This window comes from Pseudomonas sp. H1_D05, from assembly GCF_054682705.1.
In genome coordinates, this window is sequence record NZ_CP162825.1 from 898,976 (window position 1) to 924,933 (window position 25,958).

The 25,958-nt window shown below is 59.1% G+C and carries 26 protein-coding genes; 6 read left to right on the forward strand and 20 right to left on the reverse strand.

The annotated features are described in order from the left end of the window. Nucleotides 1–105 precede the first annotated feature (105 nt). Both pgeF and rluD read right to left on the reverse strand, forming a co-directional pair. Nucleotides 106–828, reverse strand: a complete 723-nt coding sequence (gene pgeF, locus AB4O11_RS04085) for a peptidoglycan editing factor PgeF (protein WP_427119792.1) — start codon at nucleotides 826–828, stop codon at nucleotides 106–108. Next, entirely contained in the window at nucleotides 825–1,787 is a 963-nt protein-coding gene (gene rluD / locus AB4O11_RS04090) for a 23S rRNA pseudouridine(1911/1915/1917) synthase RluD (protein WP_034153865.1), read from the reverse strand. The genes pgeF and rluD overlap by 4 nt, the downstream gene beginning before the upstream one ends. Before the next feature lie 151 nt (nucleotides 1,788–1,938). Between rluD and AB4O11_RS04095 the strand changes: the two genes are divergently transcribed. The 4 genes from AB4O11_RS04095 (at nucleotide 1,939) to AB4O11_RS04110 (ending at nucleotide 6,245) form a co-directional block, all read left to right on the forward strand. Further along, a complete protein-coding gene (locus AB4O11_RS04095) occupies nucleotides 1,939–2,955 on the forward strand; it encodes an outer membrane protein assembly factor BamD (protein ID WP_093434846.1) in 1,017 nt (338 codons plus the stop codon). A gap of 125 nt (nucleotides 2,956–3,080) precedes the next feature. After that, nucleotides 3,081–3,323 carry a PP0621 family protein gene (locus AB4O11_RS04100; RefSeq protein ID WP_093434843.1) on the forward strand — a complete coding sequence of 81 codons (243 nt, stop codon included), beginning with the start codon at nucleotides 3,081–3,083 and terminating at the stop codon, nucleotides 3,321–3,323. Continuing rightward, the gene (locus tag AB4O11_RS04105) at nucleotides 3,313–4,902 is read left to right on the forward strand and encodes a sensor histidine kinase (RefSeq protein ID WP_116255863.1); all 1,590 of its coding nucleotides are present in this window, start codon (nucleotides 3,313–3,315) and stop codon (nucleotides 4,900–4,902) included. The genes AB4O11_RS04100 and AB4O11_RS04105 overlap by 11 nt, the downstream gene beginning before the upstream one ends. Beyond that, nucleotides 4,899–6,245: a sigma-54-dependent transcriptional regulator gene (locus AB4O11_RS04110; RefSeq protein WP_099757217.1), complete on the forward strand. Its 1,347-nt coding sequence runs from the start codon at nucleotides 4,899–4,901 to the stop codon at nucleotides 6,243–6,245. The genes AB4O11_RS04105 and AB4O11_RS04110 overlap by 4 nt, the downstream gene beginning before the upstream one ends. A gap of 131 nt (nucleotides 6,246–6,376) precedes the next feature. On the opposite strand, the gene thiO is transcribed toward AB4O11_RS04110, so the two are convergent. Genes thiO through AB4O11_RS04145 form a run of 7 tightly spaced genes read right to left on the reverse strand, consistent with a single transcriptional unit; the run spans nucleotide 6,377 to nucleotide 13,147 of the window. Next, entirely contained in the window at nucleotides 6,377–7,477 is a 1,101-nt protein-coding gene (gene thiO, locus AB4O11_RS04115) for a glycine oxidase ThiO (RefSeq protein WP_460130203.1), read from the reverse strand. Between the two features lie 57 nt (nucleotides 7,478–7,534). Beyond that, entirely contained in the window at nucleotides 7,535–7,936 is a 402-nt protein-coding gene (locus AB4O11_RS04120; RefSeq protein WP_093434831.1) for a type IV pilin protein, read from the reverse strand. 15 nt (nucleotides 7,937–7,951) lie between these two features. Then, nucleotides 7,952–11,041: a pilus assembly protein gene (locus AB4O11_RS04125; RefSeq protein WP_460089010.1), complete on the reverse strand. Its 3,090-nt coding sequence runs from the start codon at nucleotides 11,039–11,041 to the stop codon at nucleotides 7,952–7,954. Beyond that, nucleotides 11,028–11,507, reverse strand: a complete 480-nt coding sequence (locus AB4O11_RS04130) for a pilus assembly PilX family protein (RefSeq protein WP_460130205.1) — start codon at nucleotides 11,505–11,507, stop codon at nucleotides 11,028–11,030. The genes AB4O11_RS04125 and AB4O11_RS04130 overlap by 14 nt, the downstream gene beginning before the upstream one ends. 10 nt (nucleotides 11,508–11,517) lie before the next feature. Then, on the reverse strand, nucleotides 11,518–12,231 hold the full coding sequence (locus AB4O11_RS04135) for a PilW family protein (protein WP_093434824.1): 714 nt from the start codon (nucleotides 12,229–12,231) through the stop codon (nucleotides 11,518–11,520). Further along, nucleotides 12,228–12,677 (reverse strand): type IV pilus modification protein PilV, encoded by a 450-nt coding sequence (gene pilV / locus AB4O11_RS04140; protein ID WP_460130207.1) that lies wholly within the window; start codon nucleotides 12,675–12,677, stop codon nucleotides 12,228–12,230. The genes AB4O11_RS04135 and pilV overlap by 4 nt, the downstream gene beginning before the upstream one ends. Continuing rightward, nucleotides 12,674–13,147: a GspH/FimT family pseudopilin gene (locus AB4O11_RS04145; RefSeq protein ID WP_186623942.1), complete on the reverse strand. Its 474-nt coding sequence runs from the start codon at nucleotides 13,145–13,147 to the stop codon at nucleotides 12,674–12,676. Before AB4O11_RS04145 ends, pilV begins: the two co-directional genes overlap by 4 nt. A gap of 130 nt (nucleotides 13,148–13,277) precedes the next feature. Between AB4O11_RS04145 and AB4O11_RS04150 the strand changes: the two genes are divergently transcribed. Then, on the forward strand, nucleotides 13,278–13,832 hold the full coding sequence (locus AB4O11_RS04150; RefSeq protein WP_186623944.1) for a GspH/FimT family pseudopilin: 555 nt from the start codon (nucleotides 13,278–13,280) through the stop codon (nucleotides 13,830–13,832). Here AB4O11_RS04150 and ispH read toward each other — a convergent pair. The 6 genes from ispH to murJ form a co-directional block, all read right to left on the reverse strand. Continuing rightward, the gene (ispH, locus tag AB4O11_RS04155; RefSeq protein ID WP_460130209.1) at nucleotides 13,804–14,748 is read right to left on the reverse strand and encodes a 4-hydroxy-3-methylbut-2-enyl diphosphate reductase; all 945 of its coding nucleotides are present in this window, start codon (nucleotides 14,746–14,748) and stop codon (nucleotides 13,804–13,806) included. The genes AB4O11_RS04150 and ispH overlap by 29 nt on opposite strands. Nucleotides 14,749–14,899: 151 nt before the next feature. After that, nucleotides 14,900–15,337 carry an FKBP-type peptidyl-prolyl cis-trans isomerase gene (gene fkpB / locus AB4O11_RS04160; RefSeq protein WP_175559621.1) on the reverse strand — a complete coding sequence of 146 codons (438 nt, stop codon included), beginning with the start codon at nucleotides 15,335–15,337 and terminating at the stop codon, nucleotides 14,900–14,902. 7 nt (nucleotides 15,338–15,344) lie between these two features. After that, a complete protein-coding gene (gene lspA / locus AB4O11_RS04165; protein WP_007909836.1) occupies nucleotides 15,345–15,857 on the reverse strand; it encodes a signal peptidase II in 513 nt (170 codons plus the stop codon). After that, complete coding sequence (gene ileS / locus AB4O11_RS04170; protein ID WP_093434808.1) at nucleotides 15,850–18,681, reverse strand: isoleucine--tRNA ligase; 2,832 nt, start codon at nucleotides 18,679–18,681, stop codon at nucleotides 15,850–15,852. The genes lspA and ileS overlap by 8 nt, the downstream gene beginning before the upstream one ends. A 13-nt stretch (nucleotides 18,682–18,694) precedes the next feature. Then, nucleotides 18,695–19,633, reverse strand: coding sequence for a bifunctional riboflavin kinase/FAD synthetase (gene ribF, locus AB4O11_RS04175; RefSeq protein WP_257356146.1), 939 nt, complete (start codon nucleotides 19,631–19,633; stop codon nucleotides 18,695–18,697). Nucleotides 19,634–19,762: 129 nt separating this feature from the next. After that, a complete protein-coding gene (gene murJ, locus AB4O11_RS04180) occupies nucleotides 19,763–21,301 on the reverse strand; it encodes a murein biosynthesis integral membrane protein MurJ (RefSeq protein WP_460130211.1) in 1,539 nt (512 codons plus the stop codon). Between the two features lie 252 nt (nucleotides 21,302–21,553). Here murJ and rpsT point away from each other — a divergent pair, with 252 nt between their 5' ends. Further along, complete coding sequence (gene rpsT / locus AB4O11_RS04185; RefSeq protein WP_003228351.1) at nucleotides 21,554–21,826, forward strand: 30S ribosomal protein S20; 273 nt, start codon at nucleotides 21,554–21,556, stop codon at nucleotides 21,824–21,826. Between the two features lie 209 nt (nucleotides 21,827–22,035). On the opposite strand, the gene AB4O11_RS04190 is transcribed toward rpsT, so the two are convergent. The 5 genes from AB4O11_RS04190 to rplU all read right to left on the reverse strand — a co-directional run bounded on the left by AB4O11_RS04190 (nucleotide 22,036) and on the right by rplU (nucleotide 25,779). After that, on the reverse strand, nucleotides 22,036–22,503 hold the full coding sequence (locus tag AB4O11_RS04190) for a CreA family protein (RefSeq protein WP_007909822.1): 468 nt from the start codon (nucleotides 22,501–22,503) through the stop codon (nucleotides 22,036–22,038). 10 nt (nucleotides 22,504–22,513) lie between these two features. Next, nucleotides 22,514–23,632 (reverse strand): glutamate 5-kinase, encoded by a 1,119-nt coding sequence (gene proB / locus AB4O11_RS04195; protein ID WP_427119803.1) that lies wholly within the window; start codon nucleotides 23,630–23,632, stop codon nucleotides 22,514–22,516. 123 nt (nucleotides 23,633–23,755) lie between these two features. Then, entirely contained in the window at nucleotides 23,756–24,979 is a 1,224-nt protein-coding gene (gene cgtA, locus AB4O11_RS04200) for an Obg family GTPase CgtA (RefSeq protein WP_093434800.1), read from the reverse strand. Nucleotides 24,980–25,172: 193 nt separating this feature from the next. Further along, nucleotides 25,173–25,430, reverse strand: a complete 258-nt coding sequence (gene rpmA / locus AB4O11_RS04205; RefSeq protein ID WP_003176049.1) for a 50S ribosomal protein L27 — start codon at nucleotides 25,428–25,430, stop codon at nucleotides 25,173–25,175. Between the two features lie 34 nt (nucleotides 25,431–25,464). Continuing rightward, nucleotides 25,465–25,779 (reverse strand): 50S ribosomal protein L21, encoded by a 315-nt coding sequence (gene rplU / locus AB4O11_RS04210; protein ID WP_003176051.1) that lies wholly within the window; start codon nucleotides 25,777–25,779, stop codon nucleotides 25,465–25,467. Nucleotides 25,780–25,958: the final 179 nt, after the last annotated feature.

A 25,958-nucleotide genomic window follows, 5' to 3' on the forward strand; every position in this document is an offset into this window, starting at 1 on the left:
GGACCTAAAAACCATCCTGAATAAAGAAACCTGCCAGATACCGCTATAGATGCGGTCGATTCTGCAAGATTCAAGCGTCAGAGCGTTGATTCAGGTCAGGCAAGTCTAGCGGGTGAGCCAGATAAGGGAGGCAAAGCGACCAGTGCGCGAAGCGCGACGGTAGGAGAAGAAGCGCGGATCAGTCACGGTGCAGAAACCGCCACCATAAACAGCGGTGACACCACGTTCAGCCAGACGCAGGCGCGCCAGCAAATAGATGTCAGCCATGAACTTGCCAGCATTGTGGCTTGGCACGAAGGCTGATGCCGCTTCCGGCAATTGCTTGACGAAGACTTCCCGAACCTCCGGGCCGACCTCAAAGGCTTGCGGGCCGATGGCAGGGCCGAGCCAGACCAGTACTTCTGCGGCCGGAACATCGAGACTGTCGAGGGTAGCTTCCAGCACACCCGCCGCCAGCCCCCGCCAACCAGCATGAGCCGCCGCGACACGGGTGCCGGCGCGATCGCAGAACAATGCCGGCAGACAGTCCGCCGTCATCGCCGCGCAGGCGATGCCCGGCGTTGCTGTCCAGCTGGCGTCTGCGGTCGCAACAATGCCCGGATCCGCATGCGCCACGGCAATTCCGTGCACTTGCTGCAACCAGGCAGGCTGTATAGAGAAGTGATCGGTCAGGCGTCGACGGTTCTCGGCAACGGCCTCAGGACGATCATCAACATGATCGCCCAGATTGAGGCTGTCGAACGGCGCCTCGCTGACACCCCCCTCGCGGGTGGTGACGCAGGCTTTGACGCTGGCCGGCGCAGGCCAGTCCGGCGTCAGCCAGTTCATCCGATGAAGGCCTCGCGATCCTGCTTGAGCAAGGTCAGCAGCCAGACGAAATCTTCCGGCAGCGGTGACTCCCAGCTCATGCGCTCACCGGTCGTCGGATGATCCAGCTCAAGGAAGCGCGCGTGCAGGGCCTGACGCGGGAAATGCTTGAGGGATTCAACCATCGTCGGGTTCGCGGCTGGCGGAATGCGGAAACGACCGCCATACGCCGGATCGCCGACCAACGGGAAGTTGATGTGCGACATGTGTACGCGAATCTGGTGAGTACGACCGGTTTCCAGCTTCACCCGTACGTGGGTGTGCGAGCGGAAGCGCTCCAGCACGCGATAGTGGCTGACGGCAGGCTTGCCGCCTTCCATCACCGCCATGCGCTGGCGCTGCTGGCCGTGGCGACCGATCGGGGCGTTGATCTTGCCCCCGGCAGTGACCACACCGATCACGATGCACTCGTAGATGCGGCTGACGCTGCGACTCTGCAGTTGCGTCACCAGCTTGGTCTGCGCCTGAATGGTCTTGGCCACCACCATCAGACCGGTGGTGTCCTTGTCAAGACGATGCACGATACCGGCGCGCGGGACATTGATGATGTCCGGCACGTGGTGCAGCAAGGCGTTGAGCAAGGTGCCATCGGCGTGACCGGCAGCCGGGTGCACCACCAGGCCCGCAGGCTTGTTGATCACCAGAATGTCGTCGTCTTCATAGACGATGTCGAGTTCGATGTCCTGGGCGATCCATTCGCCCTGGGCTTCCTGCTCGGCAGTCAGCTCAAGGATGGCACCGCCGTGCACGATGTCGCGAGGGCGGATGACCGCCCCGTCCACAGTCAGGCGACCTTCTTTGATCCAGGCGGAAAGGCGCGAGCGAGAGTGCTCAGCGAAGAGTTGGGCAGCGACTTGATCGAGGCGTTGGCCGCCCAATTCGGACGGCACCTCTGCGCGAAGTTCAATTTTATCGGACATGCTCTGACTGTGCGTCGGCACAGCTTTTGGTTTCGGCTGCGCGCTTGTGGTTAAATACGGCGTCTTTTGCCCCGAGGCTTTTCAACGGGGCGCTCATCATAACAGGACGGCCCCGCCCAAGACAGCGGCCGTCATAGGGACGCAAGCCGCCATGCAAGTGAAACACCTGCTGCTGATCGCCATCCTCGCATTGACCGCTGCTTGCTCATCGAAGGAAGTCGTAGACGAAAACCTCAGCGAAGCCGAGCTGTATCAGCAGGCTCAGACTGACTTGGACAACAACAGCTACACCAGCGCCACAGCCAAGCTGAAGGCTCTGGAGTCGCGTTATCCGTTCGGTCGCTACGCCGATCAGGCACAGCTGGAGCTGATCTACGCCAACTATAAGAACGCCGAGCCGGAAGCTGCAAAGTCTGCCGCCGAGCGTTTCATTCGTTTGCACCCGCAGCATCCGAACGTGGATTACGCGTACTACTTGAAAGGTCTGACCTCGTTCGACCAGGACGTCGGCCTGCTGGCGCGCTTCCTGCCGCTGGACATGACCAAGCGTGACCCGGGCGCCGCGCGCGACTCGTACAACGAGTTCGCCCAGCTGACCAGCCGCTACCCGAACAGCCGCTACGCGCCGGACGCCAAGCAGCGCATGATTTATCTGCGCAACCTGCTGGCCGCCTACGAAATCCACGTGGCCGACTACTACCTGACCCGTCAGGCTTACGTAGCCGCTGCCAACCGTGGTCGCTATGTCGTGGAAAACTTCCAGGAAACCCCATCGGTCGGCGACGGCCTGGCGGTGATGACTGAAGCCTACCAGCGTCTGCACCTGGACGACCTGGCAGCCACCAGCCTGGAAACCCTGAAGCTCAACTACCCGAACCACCCGAGCCTGCAAGACGGCCAGTTCGTGCCACGGGTTGCCGAAGCCGACAACCGTTCGTTCCTGAGCAAGGCGACTTTGGGTCTGATCGAGTCGCGTCCACCGCTGCCGCCGGGAGAAACCCGTGCCAACCAGGACGTGCAGAAGCAGTTCCAGGACGCGAAAGACGCAATTCCGAACGAGCTCAAGCCTAAAGACGAAAACGGCGACGTGATCGAAGAGCCAGAGCCTGAGTCGAGCAACACCGACCGCTCGTGGTTCAGCTACATGACTTTCGGCGTGTTCGACTGATCACACCGGATGTACAAAAAGGGAGATCTGCGGATCTCCCTTTTTCATTTCTGCGCTTTAATCCGCTGTGCGCTTGTCGGGAGCTTGGCTAAACTGCCGGATCATCAGTCGGAAAGCCGCTCATCATGCTTCGTTTATTGTTCTGGATCGTCGTGATTTTTGCCGCGATATGGTTGTGGCGTAAATTCAAGGCGCCTGCCGCGTCCAATCAATCCAACCGTGCCCCTCGCGAACAGGACGCCCCACCAATGGTGCGTTGCGCCCATTGCGGCGTGCATCTGCCGCGCGACCGCGCGCTGAGCGTGCAACAACAGTGGTATTGCAGCCAGGCTCACCTTGAGCAAGGCCCGGGTACCCGTGATCGCTGAGGCCACCCACGCCGACAGCAAACAGGCGCAGCGCCTGCTGCGCCTTTATCATCTCTACCGCTTGAGTATCGGCATCACGCTGGTGCTGCTGATCTCCAGCAACATGGACAACCGCCTGCTGACGTCGGCCAACGACGAATTGCTGCGCGGTGGCAGTTGGCTGTATCTGATCCTCAACATTCTGTTGGTGGTGTTCCTTGAGAACACCCGACGGCCAGCGCAGCTGTTCAGTCTGGCCCTCGTCGATGTCCTGCTTTTATGCGGTTTGTTCTTTGCTGCGGGCGGCGTCGGCAGTGCGCTGGGCAATTTGCTGATTGTCTCTGTGGCGATCAGCAACACCCTGCTACGGCGGCGCATCGGGCTATTGATCGCCGCCATCGGTGCGCTGGGCATCGTCGGCTCGAGCTTCCTGCTCGGCTTCAACCATGCCCTTAGCGCCAATGAATACTTGCAGGCCGGCACCCTCGGTGCGCTGTGCTTTGCCGCGTCGTTGCTGGTGCAGGGACTGATCCGCCGCCTCGAAGTCAGCGAAACCCTTGCCGAGCAACGTGCCAGTGAAGTGGTCAGCCTCGAAGCCCTCAACGCGCTGATCCTGCAACGCATGCGCACCGGCATTCTGGTGCTCGACGAGGCGCGGCGAGTGCAACTGGCCAATCACAGCGCGCAAACCCTGCTCGCGCAGTCGCACCTTCAGGGGCATTTGATCGATGACTATTCCACGGCGCTGGTCGATCGCCTGCAACTGTGGCTGAACAACCCGACCCTGCGCCCGCAGAGCCTGAAAATCCCCGGCAACGGCCTGGAACTGCAACCGAGCTTCATTGCCCTCGAACAAAGCCCCCACCAACAAACCCTGGTATTTCTCGAAGACCTCGCGCAAATCGCCCAGCAAGCCCAGCAACTTAAGCTCGCCGCACTCGGGCGCTTGACCGCCGGCATCGCCCACGAGATCCGCAATCCGTTGGGCGCCATCAGTCACGCCGCGCAGCTATTGGCTGAGTCCGAGGAACTCGATAGCGCGGATCGGCGTCTGACGCAGATCATTCAAGACCACTCCCAGCGCATGAACCGAGTCATCGAAAACGTCCTGCAACTGTCCCGCCGCCAGCAAAGCGCGCCGCAACGCCTGGATCTCAAGCCATGGCTGGAAAACTTCGTTGTCGAGAGTCGTGAACAGGCCAGCGAACGCCAGCAGATTCACCTGCGGATCAATTCGGGAGACTTCACCACGCTGATGGACCCGAACCAGCTCACGCAAATTCTCGACAATCTGTTACGCAACGGCTGGCGCCACAGCGCCCTGCTGCATGATCAGGCCGAAGTCTGGCTGTCGTTGTTCAGTGATCCCGACAGCCAGTTGGCGGTCCTCGAAGTGCAGGACAACGGCCCCGGCGTCCCGCTCGATCAACAGACGCATCTGTTCGAACCGTTCTTCACCACCAGCAGCCAGGGCACCGGCCTTGGGCTTTATCTGTCCCGTGAGCTGTGCGAAAGCAACCAAGCGCGCCTAGACTTTCAATCACGCCAAGGCGGCGGCTGCTTTCGCATCACCTTTGCTCACGGACGGAAACAAAGTTGAATACGAGCCCACGGCAAAAAATCCTCATCGTCGACGACGAACCGGATATCCGCGAACTCCTGGAAATCACCCTGGGACGGATGAAGCTCGACACCTACAGCGCACGCAATCTGGCTGAAGCCCAGGCGCTGCTGAACCGCGAGAGTTTCGATCTGTGCCTGACCGACATGCGCCTGCCCGATGGTACGGGGCTGGAGCTGGTGCAGCACATTCAGCAACGCTATCCACAACTGCCGGTGGCGATGATCACCGCCTATGGCAGCCTGGAAACGGCCATCAACGCTTTGAAAGCAGGTGCTTTCGACTTCCTCACCAAACCGGTGGACCTCACTCGTTTGCGCGAACTGGTCGGTACAGCCCTGCGCATGCCGGCGGCGGGAGGCAGCTTTACCTCCATCGATCGGCGCTTGCTCGGCGATTCGCCACCGATGCGCATTCTGCGCAAGCAAATCGACAAACTCGCTCGCAGTCAGGCGCCGGTGTACATCAGTGGCGAATCGGGCAGTGGCAAGGAACTGGTTGCGCGGCTGATCCATGAACAAGGGCCGCGCGCCGGCCAGCCGTTCGTGCCGGTGAACTGCGGGGCGATTCCGTCAGAGCTGATGGAAAGCGAGTTTTTTGGCCATCGCAAAGGCAGTTTTACCGGCGCCGTCGAGGACAAACCCGGACTGTTTCAAGCCGCCCATGGCGGCACGTTGTTTCTTGATGAGGTGGCGGACTTGCCGCTGTCGATGCAGGTAAAACTGCTGCGGGCGATCCAGGAAAAAGCCGTGCGCAGTGTCGGCGGCCAGCAGGAAAGCGTGGTCGATGTGCGGATTCTCTGCGCCACGCACAAGGATCTCGATGCAGAGGTCGCGGCCGAACGCTTTCGTCAGGACCTTTATTACCGCTTGAACGTGATCGAACTGCGCGTGCCGTCCCTGCGCGAAAGACGTGATGATATTGAAGTGCTGGCGGCCAGTATGCTCAAGCGTTTGGCCAAGGACACCGGCCAGCCGGCAGCACGCTTGCATCCACAGGCGTTGGCAGCGCTGAAGAATTACCGGTTTCCGGGGAATGTGCGGGAGTTGGAAAACGTGCTTGAGCGGGCACACACCTTGTGTGAAAACCGCACGATCGAGGCTGAAGATTTACGTCTGAGCGAAGGCAACTGCGCGGCGGACGGCGGGATTGCCGATCTGACGCAGATCGACAATCTGGAAGATTATCTGGAGAACGTTGAGAGGAAGCTGATCTTGCAGGCGCTGGAAGAAACGCGCTGGAATCGCACGGCGGCGGCGCAGCGGTTGAGTCTTTCGTTTCGTTCGATGCGCTATCGGCTGAAGAAACTGGGCCTGGATTGAGGACCCCTTCGCGAGCAGGCTCGCTCCCACAGGGATCTAGGGTGTTCACAAAATGTGAGTTAACCGGAGATCCATTGTAGGAGTGAGCCTGCTCGCGATGACGGCCATCCGATCGCTGAAGAAATATCAGACTAGATCCGGCCCTCGGGCGCATACGGCGCCGGATCAATAATCGGCGTCCTTCCCAGCATCACATCGGCAAACAACTGACACGACGCCGGCGCCAGCACCAGTCCATTGCGGTAATGCCCGCAGTTCAACCACAACCCGTCAAACCCCGGCACCCGACCAATGTAAGGAATGCCCTCCGGCGAGCCCGGACGCAGCCCTGCCCAGTGCCCGATCACTTCGGCATCGGCCAACGCTGGCAATAACTCCACTGCCGAAGCCTTGAGACTTTCCAGCGCCACATCGGTCGGCGTCTTGTCGTAGCCTTCGTGCTCCAGCGTGCTGCCAATCAGAATGTGGCCGTCACGACGCGGAATCGCATAACGGCCCTTGGCCAAAACCATGCTCGGCAGAAAATCCGCCGCGCACTTGTAGAGAATCATCTGGCCTTTGACCGGTTCAACCGGCAGCGTCAGGTCCAGCGTCTTGAGCAAATCACCGCTCCACGCACCGGCCGTCAACACGATCTGATCACCTTTGATCACGCCGTTGGAGGTTTCGACGCCGACGACCTGCGCGCCCTCACGGACGAATCCGCTGACCTCGCACTGTTCGTGAATCGTCACGTTCGGCAGTGCCTGCAACGCCGCTTTCAGCGACTTCACCAGACGCGGATTGCGCACGTTGGCGACATCAGCCATGTAGATCGCCCGCGCGAACCCGCCACCGAGCACCGGCACCGCATCATGTGCCGCCGAGATATCCACAGCCCGCAGCGGACGGTTTTCCCGCTCGGCCCAAGCCAGTGCTTCGGCTTCATCGTCCAGATCCAGCCAGTACAGGCCGGTGGTGTGCACTTCAGGATCAACGCCAGTGTCGGCAAACAAACGCTCGCCGAGCTGTGGATAAAAGTCCTGCGACCAGTGCGCTAGCGCCGTGACCGCCGGGCTGTAACGCCACGGATACAACGGCGAAACGATACCGCCGCCCGCCCAGGACGACTCCTGGCCGAGGTTGGAACGATCGAGCAGCACCACGCTGCTTACTTCGGAGGCGAGGTTGTAGGCGGTCAGCAGGCCAATCACCCCGCCACCGACAATCACCACTTGCTGTTGCCTGGTCATGTTTGTTCCAACCGTAAAAAAGACAGTGGGCGCAAAAGGCACCCGAAAGAAAGCGCCTCAGCGGCCCCAGCAATCCTTGGTGGTCAGCCCGGTAGTCGCGTTGTTCATGCTTCTGACCCCGGTGTTGGTCAGGGTGAAATCCCCGCACTTGTCGGTGGCCATGGACGTACCCGTTTTGCGGGTAGCGGTCAGCAGGAAGGTCTGGTCAGCGATGGTCGGGGTGATGGTGTAGAAATCATTGCCCGTGCTGAGTCCGGTGATGCCGGTATAGACATTGTTCTTGGTGTAGAAGCGTTCGAGGGTCTGCGCCTGCTCCGAAAGCAGTGACACCACTTCGGCGCGACGGCCCTTTTTCAGGTACTCGGTATAGCTCGGTGCGGCGATGGTGATGACGATCCCGATGATCGCAATCACGATCATGATTTCGATCAGGGTAAAGCCTCGGTTGAATCTGCGCATGCCTCAAACTCTCACTTACTGTATTTGTCGCCACATGATACGACGGCTGCCACCGCCGCCCTTTTCCACAACGGTTGTGATGGTGCCACTGGTGTCGCCCACAAGCTTTTCGGTGGCATTTGCGGAGATGACGTTAAGGGTCGGAATGCCACCGGTGAATATCACGCCACTGGATATCGTGTCATTGCTGTCGACCAAACGGTCAGTATTGGTGTTGATGACGGCATAGTTGAGCATCTTACCGCTGAACGCATCCAGTTCGATCAGTTTGCCGGTACCAAAACTCGCACAGGGATCGGTGGTATCAACACTGGCCGTGGTAAAGACAATTCGGCCCAGCACGATACTCGCCTGATTGATCACCCGCTCGCCGGTCAGCACGTTGTTGTACACCAGCGGCAGATACCAACCCTTCTCCGCCGGATACGTCGTGTCATTCTGCGTTGTGGTCAGAAACTGTCCAGAGCTGCCGGCAAATGACCCGGTGATCGCCTGCGGCTGCAGACTGCTGACAGTCAGTTGACCAGAACCACCATCGGCGTCCCATACGGAATAGAACGCCTGCAAATCCTTATTGGTCTTGTCGGCCGTTTCATTGAACTTGCCGGTACCGACGAAGATCTGTTTGCCGCCCAGCGCATTATCCGCCAGTAACGGCTGCGCGGTGATCGGTTGAGTCGCCCCGCCCGCCGTGGTGAACAGTGGATTGCCGGAAAACGCCACGCCCCAACTGTCGGAGGACGTGGCACTCAGGTCGAACTTCCATAACCGCCCCTTCAAGTCGCCACCGTAAGCGGCCTGCACCACATTCGAAGAGTTGACCTTGAGTTTCACCGACGACAAACCGTTGCTGGTTTCCGTGCTGTCGATAACGATTTTCCTGATCAGCGAACCATCCAGCGCATCCAGTACATATAAAGCTGCAACGCCCGAATTGCTGCCGTAGCCGTTGGCAATGAATGTCGCCCAGCGACCATTGGCCAAGCGTGCCACTTCCGGACGGGCGTAGGCGTAACCCAGATCATTGAACGCGTTCGCCGTGTTGGCAGTGACCGGCGCACTAGCTTCCCACAATGCCCTGATGACATTGCCCGCCGAGGCATCAAACAGTTGCAGTCCATAAAAGGTTTTACCGCCGGTCCCAGTGCCACCAATGGCTAGAGTTTTCCAGTTGGTGCCGGCCTGCGCATCGAACACGCCGACCTGACCATCCACCAGAAACTTGTGGCTGACGCCGTTGACGTAGTTGGTGTCCGCGATCAGACGCAACGACGGCAGCACGCTGGAGGGCATGTACGCATAACGACGTGTGCCGTTCGCCGAATTGATCACGTTGACGAAACCGTCATTGGCGTTCACCACCAGACTGGCATTCATGTTTGCAGCCTTGGTCGTCAGGTAGTTGGTGTAACTGCTATCGCCCGACAGATCAGAGGCGCTCTTGTCTGCAGGCGACGCGAGTACCAGCGGCGAATTGATAATATCGCCAAGCAGCACACCGCGTACTTTGAGCCCGGTCTTGTTAGTCCCTTTGCTCCACTCCACAAGATCATTGCCGTTGATACCGGTGGGCAGGCCCTGATTCAGCGTCGTCTGCTGGGCTAGGGAAAAGTTGCCGAATGCCAGGGCTATCGGCGCATTGCTCACGGTGTTCCATGATTGAAAAGTCGGTGCCGTGGCAGAGGGCACGATGGTGGTGTCGGTCGTCCATTGCACAGCCGAGGTATTCACCGTGCCGGTCGCGGTAAAGCCGAACGACCTGATCGTGCCGCGCCAATCCTTGGGATCGTAAGTGGTTTGATAAAAACTGCTGCCAATGGTCAACGTGCTGCTGCTGGCGACGCCGGCACCACCAGAGCCAGCCTTGGAAGTGATATCACTCAACGCCGACGACAAGGCAGCATTGAGTCCCGTGCTGTCAGTCGCTTGGTAATACCTGCCCTGCCCATAACTGGCCGCGTCCGACAGCATGTCGTTGTCGGCGGTGAACCCCACGGTATAGGTGTTCATGTTCTGCTTGGGAAAATCCACCGCGTTCCAACTCTTGCCCGCCGCGTCCGTGCCGGTCGAACGCATGTCGATGTCGAAAGCAAATTTGGCGATGTCATCCAGATACAGCGTGTCCCCTTCGTTGTCACCATTGAGATTGTTGCCGTCATTGTTGACGCCGTCCCAGTTCGGCAAACGGCTGCCGCCCAATGGGTCGTTAGTCGGGAAGGTTCGGTCGAAAGTGGGTAGACCGTCGGTAATCACCACGCCGTAGTTTTTCTGGCAGCGATACTGAATCGGGCTCGTGTAGGTAGTCGGCGTGCTGTTGTAGTACGGCGCCATACCGCGCATGTAGCGGGTGATTTCGTAATAGGCTTCCGCCAACGGCGTGTTGGCCACGGCGCTCAAGCCGTTGATGGAAGAGATCAGTGCGTTGTAATTGGTGTCGGCCTGGGCTTGAGTCACGCTGCCGGACACCGGCGACAAATCGGTGATCGATCGGGCGATGAAACCACCATTGCCCGAGTTGGTACTGGTGGCCGGGTTGAAGGTCGATAGGCCCATACGCAGGGTGCGGTTGCTGCTGACCAGTGCTGTGGAAACGCTTCGCGCAACATTCATTCGGTAGTCGTTGGGAATTGCTCCTGTGGTGAAGTCACGGGTGCCATTGCTCGTAGCCAGGCCGACGATATAGGAAATGTAATCGGCGGAATATCGGGTGTTCTCATTGCCTACGGGGTCGGGCAGCTTCAGGCATAACGGCGCCACGCTGTTGTTGTAGAACGCATAGGCGCCGCCCGAGCACCCGGAGGTCGGCAGGCTCGATAGAAACACCGTGTCGCCGGTGATCTGCGGAGCATTGAGCGCAGAGCACAATCCCAGGAAGGCATTGCACTGCCGGGCGGGTGCACGGTTGATGTTCGGATCAAATCCGGCGGCGTAAATGATGCTGTTCATACTCCCCGAATCATCGATCAGCAGCATCACATTCGGTGGCACCGCTGCAGCACTCAACAGCGGCGAATCGGACGGCGTGAATGCATAGACGGGCGTCGCCAGATACAAGCTCAGCAGCAGGCCGAGCAGCAGCGATGTGCAGCGTTCAATACTTCGCATAGACACTCTCCACCACACTGCGCGAGCTGCCGGCAATGCCGACAGCAGTGACGCGATACAACGTCGCCGAGGTGTTGCTCGGCACGTTGACGGCGGTCAGTGTGGTGCCAATGTTCTGCACACCATAGAAACCATTACCGGTCGCAATCCAGGTCACACCCGAGGTCGAGTTGAACCCCGCCGCACTGACCACCGACGACTCCGCCGGCGGTGCGCATTGGGTGGTGCCGCTGCACACGGCGAGCGAATAACTGTCCAGTTGCACAGCGCTCTCCCCAACACGCAGAACCGCCTCGGCCGTCTGGAACGACTGATTGCGCAGGCTCACACTGCCGGCCATTTTTTCCTGCAGGTTGGCGCTTTGCATCGACGACAAACCAATCAGGGTCAACAACAGCAGGAATACCAGACTGACCAGCAACACCATGCCGTGCTGAGTCTGACGGGTGTGAAGAGAAATCCTCATCAGCGCGCCCTCACTGCAAGCGGTTGCGCAAAGCGGCAACCACGTTGAAGGTTTGACTGCGCACCCGGTTGTTCGGGTCGGTTAGGGTCAGGCTCAGGCGCACACTGCGGATACGCGCCGGGTCGCTGGGGTTGGCGTTGTAAGTCGAGGCCGCCACATCCGTCGCGGAACTGGCCAGACCGAAGGTGACGTTGAATGCACTGACATTGTTCACCAACACCTGCTGGGTCGGCGTTCCGCTGCCGGTGCCCATGAGAATCTGATTGTTGCTGAAGCTGTAGATCAGACGCCGGATCGGGAACGCGATCTGCCCGCTCGCCGGTGACCGCAAGCCGGTATAGGCCGTTGCGCTATTGCGGCAGTCGGAGAGCACCGTCCAGGTTGGCGTGCCCCCGCCGCTGCCGATATCGGCGGTGACCAGCGTCAGTTTAAGGTTCGCATTATCCCAACTGATCGGGAGGACCTGTGCGGCGTTGAAATCCCCCGCCGAACTGGAATCCGTGATGGTGCCGAGACAACCGAACATCCCGACCATGCGAATTTCCTGAATCATTTTGCTCAACACAAAACGCGCGTCTTCCTGCATCGCTGCGGCACTGTTCTGGCTGACATAGGTATTTTTTGCCGCAATGAAAATCTGCACCACACCCAGCACCACGATGAGGCCCAGTGCCAGCGCGATGAGCAATTCGATCAGGCCGAAACCACGTTGATGGCGCCTCATGGTGTGGCCACCGGATCGACTGCGGCGCGACTGCTCAGGACAAAACTGCGTTGGGCGCTGGCGGTGTTGGCTGCCCGCGCATCGCTCCAGTTGATGGTGATGGTGTAAACGCGCTGATTGAGGCTGATGCTACCGGTGGCCGTCGGCCCGCCGAAATTGCTGATATTGGTGGAGAAGTCGTAGAGGTCTTGATCGCGGGCAACGCTCAGATTGCCCGAGGTCGGCGGTGTGACAGTGTAGTCAGCGCCGGAGTTGGCGCGGATGCGGTCCATCATGTCGTAGGCGATGAAACTGGCCTGACTGGTCATCCGTGAGCTGTCGGTGTACTTCAGCGCATTCAGTTGCACGGCCGCCGCGCCCAGCAACCCGACCGTCAGTATCAGCAACGCGACCAGCACCTCGATCAGCGTCATGCCCTGCTGTGCGTGTTGACTCCCTGCCCTCATCCGCAAGTTCCACCCAATTGAATTCGTCCGTTCAAACACACGTTCAGCGTCCTGCTTTGCGTTCCCAGCGTGTAACTTATGGCCACCGCCGTCGACGGTGCCGCCAGACCGCCAAGGTTGTTGAAATCCAGTGCGGTCACTCCTGAGGGTAGCGTCAGAGTCGCGCCGCTGCTCATCGCGGGAACAACCCGCAACACATTGGCCGGATTGCCAGTACTGTCGTAGACCGCCAGCTCACCGGTCCAGACGCTGCCACCAGCGGTTGGACGCAAGCGCAGCGTCGTACCACGGTCGATGGCCTCGAGCCTGGCGAAATTGATCGCCCGCTGCAGGTCGCCCATTTCGGTGTCGGCCTTGCTGCCCTGAACCGAACGGGTGAATGCCGGCACCGCCAGGGTGATCAGAATCACGAAGATCGCGATCGCAACCAACAACTCGATCAGCGTGAAACCTTTTGTACGAAGATCCATCGATGCCCTCCGTTGCCGTCGGCTATACCTGCTTCTACACGCTAGAACATTCAACCGGCCCGCGTCGGTTGATTTGCCATGCCCGGCGCACGGAGCGCGCCGTTCATCACACTCCACGGAGGGATTTTTCATGCCGCAACAGGGTTTCAGCCTGATAGAACTGCTTATGGGACTGGCGATTGGCGCAATTGTTCTGCTGCTGGTCAGTCCGGCGTTTGCCGCGCTCAAAGAATCGAACCATCGGGATCAAGCGGCGCAATCGCTGCTCGATGGCCTTCGCAACGCCCGCACACTGGCCATCACGCGCAATCAGAGCGTGGTGATTCATGGCATCAACGGCGACTGGAGTCAGGGCTGGCGGATCATTCTGGATATCAGCGGCAAGGGGCAGAAAGACAGCAACAATCCACTGCTACAAGAAAGTGTGAGCGACACGCAGGTGCCAATTGTCGGCAATTGGTCGGTGAGTCGTTACGTACGTTTCAGCAGTCTGGGGCAACCGCTGATGCCCGGGCGGGCATTTCAGGCAGGGACATTACATGTCTGCTCGGCTCGCGAGCCGGTCAGCCAGCGTCAGATAGTACTGGCGGCGACCGGCCGTGTACGCCTGAACAGCCAAGAGACTGAGCAGGCGCTGTGCCACAAAAACCAGCGTGTCAGATCGAACGCACGCGCAGCTCTTTAGGCATCGAGAACGTGATGTTCTCTTCGCGACCGGCCAGCTCATCGGCACCGGTGGCACCCCAAGCCTGCAGTTGCTGAATCACACCACGCACCAGTACTTCCGGCGCGGAGGCACCGGCGGTGATGCCGATACGCTCAACGCCATCGAACCAGCTCTTTTGCAGGTCTTCCGCGCCGTCAATCAGGTAGGCCGGTGTGGCCATGCGCTCGGCAAGCTCACGCAGACGGTTGGAGTTGGAGCTGTTCGGGCTGCCAACCACCAGCACCACGTCGCACTCGTCGGCCAGTTGCTTGACCGCGTCCTGACGGTTTTGCGTGGCGTAGCAGATGTCGTCCTTGCGCGGACCGCCGATGGCCGGGAAGCGCGTGCGCAATGCATCGATGACGCGACTGGTGTCGTCCATCGACAGCGTGGTCTGGGTCACGAAAGCCAGTTTATCCGGGTTCTGCACCTGCAACTCGGCGACGTCATTCTCGTCTTCGACGAGGTAAATCGCGCCGCCATTGCTGCCGTCGTACTGACCCATGGTGCCTTCGACTTCCGGGTGTCCGGCGTGGCCGATCAGAATGCACTCACGGCCATCGCGGCTGTATTTAGCCACCTCAATGTGCACCTTGGTCACCAGAGGGCAGGTGGCGTCGAACACTTTCAGGCCACGGCCGGCGGCTTCGGTGCGTACGGCCCGGGATACGCCGTGAGCACTGAAGATCACGATAACGTCGTCCGGCACCTGATCCAGCTCTTCGACGAAGATCGCCCCGCGGCTGCGCAGGTCTTCCACGACGAACTTGTTGTGCACTACTTCGTGACGCACGTAGATCGGCGGCCCGAAGACTTCCAGGGCGCGGTTGACGATTTCGATCGCCCGGTCCACGCCAGCGCAGAAGCCACGGGGGTTGGCGAGTTTGATTTGCATGCTGTGCCTCGTGTCTTGCGCGCGAAAACAATGAAAAACCACTGTAGGAGCGAGCTTACTCGCGAAGGGGCGTCACCTTTCAACATCTCTGTTAGCTGACACACCGGTTTCGCGAGCAAGCTCGCTCCCACATTTGACCTTATACAGTCAGTTACAGCGCTTTAACGTTGATGATTTCCACGTCAAAGGTCAGCGTCTTGCCCGACAGCGGGTGGTTGAAGTCGATGGTCACTTGCGTGTCGTCGAACTCTTTCACCACACCCGGCAGCTCAGTATTGGCCGCGTCATTGAAGATCACCAGCAAACCCGGTGACAACTCCATATCGACGAACTGCGAACGCGGAATGATCTGTACGTTCTGCGGGTTCGGCTGACCGAAGGCGTTTTCCGGCTCGACGGTCAGCGTGCGCTTGTCGCCGGCCTTGAAGCCGAACAGCGCCGCTTCGAAACCCGGCAGCAGGTTGCCGTCGCCGACCTTGAAGGTCGCCGGGGCTTTGTCGAACGTACTGTCGACGGTGTCGCCGTTCTCCAGGCGCAATGCAAAGTGCAAGGTGACTTCCGTGTTCTGGCCGATGCGTTGCTCAGCCAATACCTGTTCAGTCATGAACGGCTTCTCCGGTCTTTTTACTTTTGAACATATCCAGTGCCAACATCACCGCGCCAACGGTAATGGCGCTGTCGGCGAAGTTGAACGCCGGGAAGTACCAGCGGTTCTGCCAGTGCACCAGAATGAAATCGATCACATGGCCCAAGGCAATGCGGTCATACAGATTGCCCAGCGCGCCACCCAGCACCAGCGCCAAAGCGACGGCCAGCCAGGTTTCGTTGCGGCCCAGGCGCTTGAGCCAGACCACCAGCACCGCACTGACCACAATCGCGATCAGGGCGAACAACCAGCGCTGCCAGCCGGAGCTGTCCGCCAGGAAGCTGAACGCCGCGCCGGTGTTGTAAGCCAGGGTCCAGCTGAAGTAATCAGGAATGATCACGATCTGCTGGAACATTTCGAGCTTGCCTTCGAAGTAGAACTTGCTGGCCTGGTCGATGACCAGAACCAGCAAACTCAACCACAGCCAGCTCAACCGTCCAAAACGGCCAACGGCATTAGGCATAGTGACGAACCTCGCCAGCGCCGCTGATGTTGTCGACGCAACGACCGCAGATTTCCGGATGCTCCGGGTTCACACCGACGTCTTCACGGCAGTGCCAGCAACGGGCGCATTTCGGGAAGGCCGATTTGACGATCTTCAGCTTCAGGCCGCTGACTTCAGTCACTACTGCATCGGCCGGAGCCTGTACGAACGGCGCAACGCTGGCTGTCGAAGTGATCAATACAAAGCGCAGTTCGTTGCTCAGCTTGGCCAGATCGGCGCTCAGGGCGTCTTCGGCGTAGAGCGTCACTTCGGCTTGCAGGTTGCCACCGACAGCTTTCGCTGCGCGCTGGATTTCCATTTCTTTGTTGACCGCTACTTTGACCGCCATCACGCGTTCCCAGTAGTCGCGGCCCAGTTCAACGTCGGCCGGCAGTTCGGTCAGACCTTCGTACCAGGTGTTGAGCATGACCGATTCGTTACGCTCGCCCGGCAGGTATTCCCACAGTTCGTCGGCGGTGAAGGCGAGGATCGGCGCGATCCAGCGCACCAGCGCTTCGGAGATGTGGAACAGCGCGGTTTGCGCCGAGCGGCGGGCCTTGCTGTTGGCGCCAGTGGTGTACTGACGGTCCTTGATGATGTCGAGGTAGAAACCGCCCAGCTCCTGCACGCAGAAGTTGTGGATCTTCGAGTAAACGTTCCAGAAACGGTATTCGCCGTAGTGCTCTTGCAGCTCACGTTGCAGCAGCAAGGTGCGGTCGACCGCCCAACGATCCAGCGCGAGCATTTCTTCAGCCGGCAGGATGTCGGTAGCCGGGTTGAAACCGCTCAGGTTCGAAAGCAGGAAGCGCGCGGTGTTTCGGATACGACGATAAGCGTCCGCACTGCGTTGCAGGATCTGATCGGAAACCGCCATTTCACCGGAGTAGTCAGTCGAAGCAACCCACAGACGCATGATGTCGGCGCCCAGAGTGTCGTTGACTTTCTGCGGCGCGATCACGTTACCTAGCGACTTGGACATCTTGCGGCCGGCTTCGTCGACGGTGAAACCGTGGGTCAGCAGTTCGCGGTACGGCGCGTGGTTGTCGATGGCGCAACCGGTCAGCAGCGACGAGTGGAACCAGCCACGGTGTTGGTCGGAACCTTCCAGGTACAGGTCGGCACGCGGGCCGCTCTCGTGACCCATCGGGTGCGAACCGCGCAGGACGTGCCAGTGCGTGGTGCCCGAATCGAACCAGACGTCGAGGGTGTCGCTGATCTTGTCGTACAGCGGCGCTTCGTCGCCGAGCAACTCGGCAGCGTCCATCTTGAACCAGGCTTCGATACCTTCGACTTCAACGCGTTTGGCCACTTCTTCCATCAGCTCGACGGTGCGTGGGTGCAGTTCGCCGCTTTCCTTGTTGAGGAAGAACGGGATCGGCACGCCCCAGTTGCGCTGACGCGAGATGCACCAGTCCGGACGGTTGGCGATCATCGAGTGCAGACGCGCCTGGCCCCAGGCCGGTACGAATTTGGTGTCTTCGATGGCTTTGAGCGAGCGCACACGCAGGGTGTCACCGCTGGTTGGCTCTTTGTCCATGCCGATGAACCACTGCGCGGTGGCGCGGTAGATCAGCGGGGTCTTGTGGCGCCAGCAGTGCATGTAGCTGTGTTCGATGACGGTGGTGTGCAGCAGCGCACCGACTTCGGTCAGTTTGTCGACGATCGCCGGGTTGGCCTTCCAGATGAACTGGCCGCCGAAGAATTCCAGCGACGGCACGTACACGCCGTTGCTCTGCACCGGGTTGAGGATGTCGTCGTTGACCATGCCATATTTCTTGCAAGTCACGAAGTCGTCCACGCCGTAGGCCGGAGCGGAGTGAACCACGCCGGTACCAGCGCCCAGTTCGACGTAGTCAGCCAGATACACCGGCGACAGACGGTCATAGAACGGATGACGGAAGTTGATCAGTTCCAGCTGTTTACCGGTGGTGGTGGCGATGACCGAGCCTTCGACGCCATAGCGCGTCAGGCAGGCTTCGACCAGCTCTTCAGCCAGTACCAGCAGCTTGTCGCCGATGTCGACCAACGCGTAGTTGAATTCCGGGTGAACGTTGAGCGCCTGGTTGGCCGGGATGGTCCACGGGGTGGTGGTCCAGATCACGATCGAGGCAGGTTTGCCCAGCGACGGCAGACCGAACGCGGCAGCCAGTTGGGCTTCGTCAGCGATCGGGAAGGCGACGTCGATGGTCGAGGACTTTTTGGTCTCGTACTCGACTTCCGCTTCAGCCAGGGCCGAACCGCAGTCGAAGCACCAGTTCACAGGCTTGAGGCCCTTGAACACGAAACCGCCCTTGACGATTTCAGCGAGGGCGCGGATTTCACCGGCCTCGTTCTTGAAATCCATGGTCTTGTACGGGTTGGCCCAATCGCCCAGCACGCCGAGACGGATGAATTCGGACTTCTGCCCTTCGATCTGCTCGGTGGCGTAGGCACGGCACAGTTCGCGGGTCTTGTCCGCGCCCAGATTCTTGCCGTGGGTCACTTCAACCTTGTGCTCGATCGGCAGGCCGTGGCAGTCCCAACCCGGAACGTACGGCGCGTCGAAGCCCGACAGGGTCTTCGAGCGGATGATCATGTCCTTGAGAATCTTGTTCAGTGCGTGACCGATGTGGATCGTGCCGTTGGCATACGGAGGACCGTCGTGCAGAACGAACTTCGGACGATCCTTGCCAATCTCGCGCAACTTTCCGTACAGGCCAATACTGTCCCAGCGCTGCAGGATCTGCGGTTCGCGCTGTGGCAGGCCGGCCTTCATTGGGAAGGCGGTGTCCGGAAGGTTAAGCGTGGCTTTATAGTCGGTCATTTAAGGCTCTTCATTAGCGATGGGCGCTAGGTGCGGCTAGTGCACGGGCGGTGGCGACATCCGCATTGATCGCCGTTTTCAATGCCTCCAGGGAGGCGAAGCGCTGCTCTTCACGCAGCTTTTGGTGGAAAACCACCGTCAAACGCCGGTCATACAGATCGCCGGCAAAATCTAGAAGATGGACTTCAAGGTGGGCCTTGCCATCACCTTGTACCGTGGGTCGTACGCCGATATTGGCGACACCGGGCCAGGTCTTGCCGTCGATATCGACATTCACCAGGTACACACCTGTGAACGGCACGCGACGACGTTTGAGTTGAATGTTGGCAGTGGGCGTACCCAGTTGCCGGGCCAGTTTCTGGCCGTGCAGCACGCGACCGGCAATGCGGTACGGGCGACCGAGCAAACGTTCGGCCAGGGAAAAATCGGCGGCAGCCAATGCATTACGCACCTGCGTACTGCTGACGCGAATGCCGTCCAGCTCGACGGTTTGTGCCGCTTCAACGGTAAAACCGTGCATCTGCCCGGCCTGCAGCAGGAAGTCGAAATCGCCGAGGCGGTCGCAACCGAAGCGGAAGTCGTCACCGACTTCCAGATGCTGCACGCCGAGACCATCAACGAGGATGGTGTCGACGAACTCGCTGGCGCTGAGCTTGCTCAAGCGCTGGTTGAACGCCAGGCACAACACCCGGTCGACGCCTTCGGCAGCCAGCAATTGCAGCTTGTCGCGCAAGCGGGCCAGACGCGCCGGCGCGGTCTCGGGGGCAAAGAATTCCCGTGGCTGCGGCTCGAAAATCACCACGCAGCTGGGTACGCCCAACTCGAGCGCACGCTCACGCAGTCGGGCCAGGATAGCCTGGTGACCACGGTGAACACCGTCAAAGTTGCCAATAGTGGCGACGCAGCCCCGATGCTGGGGGCGCAAGTTGTGGAGGCCTCGAACCAGCTGCATAACGCGCTTCTTGCTCATAAAGTGGTCGATTATAACCACACCCGACGGTCGACGACAGGCAACACCGTAACGCAAAGTGAACGAGCCGACAAAACTGCCGGCCCGCGCCTGTTTATAAAGGGTAAAACCTTAACTCAAGGCCTTGCGATTGAAGTCGCGCAAACGGAAACCAAGCAGCAGCAACATACCGAAATAGGCGACCACGCCCGCCGCGACCAATGCGCCCAGACGCAGGAAGCGCTCAAGCATGTGCCCTTGGTCCCACGCCGGCATGAAATGCATGCCAACCAGTAACACCGCCGACATCACCGCCACGGCGATAACCAATTTGAAACCGAACCTGGCCCAACCCGGCTGCGGCTGATACATCTGTTGCTTGCGCAGTTGATAGAACAGCAACCCGGCATTCAGGCAGGCACCGGCGCTGATCGCCAAGGCCAGACCGGCGTGAGCCAGAGGACCAATCAGCACCAGGTTGAACAACTGAGTGACGACCAGCGTGAAGATTGCGATTTTTACCGGAGTACGGATGTTCTGCTGCGCATAGAAGCCCGGCGCCAACACCTTGATCACGATAATCCCGAGCAGACCGACAGAATAGGCAATCAGTGCGCGCTGAGTCATTTCCGCGTCGAAACCACTGAATTGACCGTACTGGAACAGCGAAACAGTCAGCGGCTCAGCGAGAATTCCCAGCGCCAGCGCACAGGGCAGCACCAGCACAAAGCACAGACGCAGGCCCCAATCGAGAATCCGCGAATATTCGTGGCGATCCTTGCTCGCGTAGGTTTTTGCCAGCGTCGGCAGCAAAATTGTCCCCAATGCCACGCCAAGCACACCGGATGGCAATTCCATCAAGCGGTCGGCGTAATACATCCACGACACCGAACCCGCGACCAGAAATGAGGCGAAAATCGTGTTGATGATCAGCGAAATCTGGCTGACCGAGACACCGAGAATCGCCGGCAGCATCTGCTTCATCACGCGCCAGACACCGGTATCACGCAGATTCAGACGCGGCAGCACCAGCATGCCGATCTTTTTCAGGTGCGGCAGTTGATAGAGCAACTGCGCCAGACCGCCGACCAAGACCGCCCAACCCAATGCCATGACCGGCGGATCGAAGTACGGCGTGAGGAACAGCGAAAACACAATCATGCTGACGTTGAGCAACGTTGGCACAAAGGCCGGCACTGAGAAACGGTTCCAGGTATTGAGGATCGCCCCGGCCAGCGATGACAGGGATATCAGCAATATATACGGGAAGGTCACCCGCAACAGATCGGAGGTGAGCTGGAATTTTTCCGGCGTATCGGTAAAACCGGGCGCGGTGGCCCAGATCACCCAAGGCGCGGCGATCATGCCCAGCGCAGTGACAACCGCCAGCACCAACGTCAGCAAGCCCGATACGTAGGCAATGAACGTGCGCGTCGCCTCTTCGCCCTGCTGGCTCTTGTATTCGGCCAGAATCGGCACGAATGCCTGCGAGAAAGCGCCCTCGGCGAAGATCCGCCGCAGCAGATTGGGCAGTTTGAAGGCAATAAAGAAGGCATCCGTCGCCATCCCGGCGCCGAATGTACGGGCAATCAGCGTGTCACGAACAAAGCCCAGAATCCGGGAAAGCATCGTGATAGAGCTGACGGCGGCCAACGATTTGAGCAGATTCATTGAGGGAATTTGTGCCTGTCGATAAACAGCAGGCGAACAAAGCGCCTACTTGTGCGATACTCCGCGCCGCAGCAGCACAGAGCCAAAGCTCGCGAGTTTACAGGTCAAGCGCCGGAAATAAATATCCCGCCTCTTTATACCTACCACTTAGCGGAACGTTTCAAGTGCCCTTGACAAGACTTCAACTCATCGGCATGATTCGCGGCCTATTTTGTTTGCTATTTCCTAAAAAGTCTTTCGAGGAGCTCGACGGTGGCCAACTCACCTTCCGCCAAAAAACGTGCAAAACAGGCTGAGAAGCGTCGCAGCCACAACGCCAGCCTGCGTTCCATGGTTCGCACCTACATCAAGAATGTAGTTAAAGCCATCGACGCAAAAGACGCTGAAAAAGCTCAAGCTGCATACGTTCTGGCTGTGCCAGTTATCGACCGTATGGCCGATAAAGGCATCATCCACAAGAACAAGGCTGCTCGCCATAAGAGCCGCCTGAATGGCCACGTCAAAGCGCTGAAAGAAGCTGCTTAATCCGACGTAGTCATTAAAAAACCGACCTTAGGGTCGGTTTTTTATTGCCTGTGATTTAGCAAATCCAGCGCAAAAAAAATGTAGGAGTGAGCCTGCTCCGGGCGGCGTTCCGACGATGGCGGTTAGTCAGATGTACATTTGCTGACTAACACAGCTATCGTCGGCACGCCGCCCGGAGCAGGCTCACCCCTACAATTGGATTTGCGGTGTTATTGCTGGACGGGTACCCACGGCAGGATCGGGATCGCGGTCACGGCATTCTGCGGACTGCCTTCGATCAAGCGATCGCTGTAGACCAGATACACCAGCGTATTGCGCTTCTTGTCCAGGAATCGCACCACCTGCATGGTCTTGAATACCAGCGAAGTGCGCTCCTTGAACACTTCATCGCCATCCTTCAAATCACCCTTGAACTTGATCGGGCCGACCTGACGGCAAGCGATCGACGCTTCTGCGCGATCTTCAGCCAGACCCAGACCACCCTTCACACCACCCGTCTTGGCGCGCGACAGGTAGCAGGTCACCCCCTCAACTTTCGGATCATCGAAAGCCTCGACCACAATGCGGTCGTTCGGACCGACAAACTTGAACACCGTCGACACTTGACCGATCTCCTCGGCCGAGGCCAGCAATGGCATCGCCATCAGCAAGCCCAACAATCCTTTCGCTAAACGCATCGAATTTTCCTTAGACCAGAATCAGGTTGTCACGGTGAACCAGTTCAGGCTCCGCCATGTAACCGAGCAAACCGACAATCGCATCCGACGACTGACCGATGATTTTTTGTGCTTCCAGCGCACTGTAGTTAGCCAGGCCACGAGCAATCTCACGACCATCGGGCGCCACGCAGACGACCATTTCACCGCGACGGAAACTGCCCTGCACCAACTTCACACCTACCGGCAGCAAACTTTTATTGCCCTGTGACAACGCCGACACCGCACCATCATCCAGCACCAACGTGCCGCGAGTCTGCAGATGCCCGGCCAGCCATTGCTTGCGCGCCGCGAGCATGCCGCGCTCAGGCGACAGCAACGTACCGATACGCTCACCCGCCTTCAGGCGATCAAGCACGCGCTCAAGACGCCCACCGACAATGATGGTGTGCGCACCGGAACGCGCAGCCAGTCGCGCCGCTCGCAACTTGGTCTGCATACCGCCACGCCCCAGCGCACCGCCCGTACCACCCGCTACCGCATCGAGACTCGGATCATCGGCGCGCGCTTCGTAAATCAGCTGCGCCTCGGGATTGTTGCGCGGATCGGCGTCAAACATGCCATCGCGGTCGGTCAGGATCACCAGCAAATCCGCCTCGACCAGGTTAGCCACCAGCGCCGCCAGGGTGTCGTTGTCGCCAAAGCGGATTTCGTCGGTGACCACGGTGTCGTTTTCGTTGATCACCGGGATGACTTTCAGGTCGACCAATGCGCGCAAAGTGCTGCGGGCGTTGAGGTAGCGCTTGCGGTCGGACAAATCGTCGTGAGTCAGGAGAATCTGCGCAGTGTGCCGGCCATGCTCGGCGAAACTCGATTCCCACGCCTGCACCAGACCCATCTGACCAATCGCAGCGGCTGCCTGGAGCTCGTGCATCGCACTGGGTCGTGCGGTCCAGCCCAAACGACTCATGCCGGCCGCTACCGCCCCGGAGGACACCAGCACCAACTCGACACCAGCCTCATGCAAGGCCACCATCTGCTCCACCCAGACACTCATTGCCGCGCGATCCAGCCCTTTGCCATCAGCTGTCAGCAAAGCGCTGCCGATCTTCACGACCCAACGCTGCGCACCTGTCACCTTGCTCCGCATCATCTTCAACCTTAGCTTGAGGGCAACGCGACCCAGCGCCGCCCATGACGTTATTTGTGACTTGCGATTTCCAGATACTAAAACGCCGCTCGATTGAGCGGCGCTTAAGTTTACTGCAACGAATCAGTCACGCACGTAAATGATTTCCGGACCGTCTTCGTCATCCACATCTTCTTCGTCCCAATCATCGTCGCCGATGTCATGGACCGACTTCACGCCGCTGCGACGCAGGGCACGCTTGTCATCCAGCGCCTGCAGTTGCGCGCGCGCTTCGTCTTCGATGCGCTGATCGAGATCGGCCAGCTCTTCCTTGTAAGCCGGATCATTGGCCAAGCGATCGGCACGATCTTCCATGTAACGCATGATGTCGTGACACAGACGCTCGGTACCGATCTTGGCGATCGCCGAGATCACATAGACCGGACCGGTCCACTCGAGGCGATCAACGATTTCCTTGACGCGCTCTTCGTGCTCTTCTTCAAGGATCTGGTCGCACTTGTTCAGCACCAGCCAGCGATCACGCTCGGCCAGGGACGGGCTGAACTTGATCAGTTCGTTGACGATCACTTCAGCGGCATCCGGTGCGCTGGAATCATCCAGCGGCGCCATATCGACGAGGTGCAGCAACAGACGCGTACGCGCCAAGTGCTTGAGGAAGCGAATGCCCAGGCCAGCACCGTCGGAAGCGCCTTCGATCAGACCCGGAATATCGGCAATGACGAAACTCTTCCAGCGATCGACACTGACCACACCGAGGTTTGGCACCAGCGTAGTGAACGGGTAGTCGGCGACTTTCGGCTTGGCCGCAGAAACGGAACGGATAAAGGTACTTTTACCGGCGTTCGGCAAGCCCAGCAGACCGACGTCAGCCAGTACTTTCATTTCCAGTTTCAGGTCGCGCTGCTCACCCGGCTTGCCCGGAGTGGTCTGACGCGGCGCCCGGTTGGTACTGGATTTGAAACGGGTGTTACCCAGACCGTGCCAGCCGCCCTGCACTACCATCAACTTCTGGCCAGCCTTGGTCAGGTCGCCAATCACTTCCTGGGTAGCAGAGTCGATCACCGTGGTGCCGACCGGCACGCGCAGGATCAGGTCTTCACCCTTTTTACCGGTGCAGTCGGTGCTGCCACCGTTGGAACCACGCTCGGCATCGAAGTGCCGGGTGTAACGGTAGTCGACCAGGGTGTTGAGGTTTTCGTCGGCCATCATGTAGATGGAACCGCCGTCACCGCCATCACCGCCGTTCGGACCACCGTTTTCGATGAATTTTTCCCGACGGAAACTCATGGCGCCATTGCCGCCATCACCAGCCTTTACGCGAATCGATACTTCATCAACAAACTTCATAACCAACGCCTCTCGCCGTACGGACGAGCCGAAAAACAATCAAGACATAAGACTCTTGCAAAAATGAGCGCAGCGACCCCAAAACACGACCTGCATCGCACGCCGACAGCCCATACAAACAGTTTTGCAAGAGACTCACCCCACAAACGAAAAAGCCCCGTCGCGAGACAGGGCTTTTCCAGCGATCGCGCAATTAAGCTGCGACAACGCTCACGTAACGGCGGTTGAACGCGCCTTTTACTTCAAACTTGATCACGCCTTCGATTTTCGCGAAGAGGGTGTGATCCTTACCCATGCCAACGCCGTAGCCAGCGTGGAATTGGGTGCCGCGCTGACGCACGATGATGTTGCCCGGAATGATTTTCTGGCCGCCATACATCTTAACGCCAAGGCGTTTGGCTTCTGAGTCGCGACCGTTACGGGTACTACCACCAGCTTTTTTGTGTGCCATGAGTCAATTCTCCTAGTGAGGAATTAGGCTGAAATTAAGCCTGAATACCGGTGATTTTGATCTCGGTGTACCACTGGCGGTGGCCCATACGCTTCATGTGGTGCTTACGGCGACGGAACTTGATGATGCGGACTTTATCGTGACGACCTTGGGAGATCACTTCAGCCACAACGGTAGCGCCAGCAACAACTGGAGCGCCGATATTCACGTCGTCGCCATTGGCAACCAACAGAACGCGATCAAAGGTAACGGATTCGCCGGTAGCGATTTCCAGTTTTTCGATCTTCAGGTATTCACCCGGGGCGACTTTGTACTGCTTGCCGCCAGTAACGATTACTGCATAAGACATGGTATTTCTCCGATAATCCTGCTCACCCAGCTCTTTATAAGAAGAGGTATTGGCTGGCATGGCTGCATAAGGCTGGAAGGCCCGTTGCAATTGCGTAAGGCAGGTGCTGCCCAGGAAGTTCAGGGTGCGCGATTGTACGCAAGGTGCCGCAGGCTTGCAAGTAGCCGTCTATCGCGCCT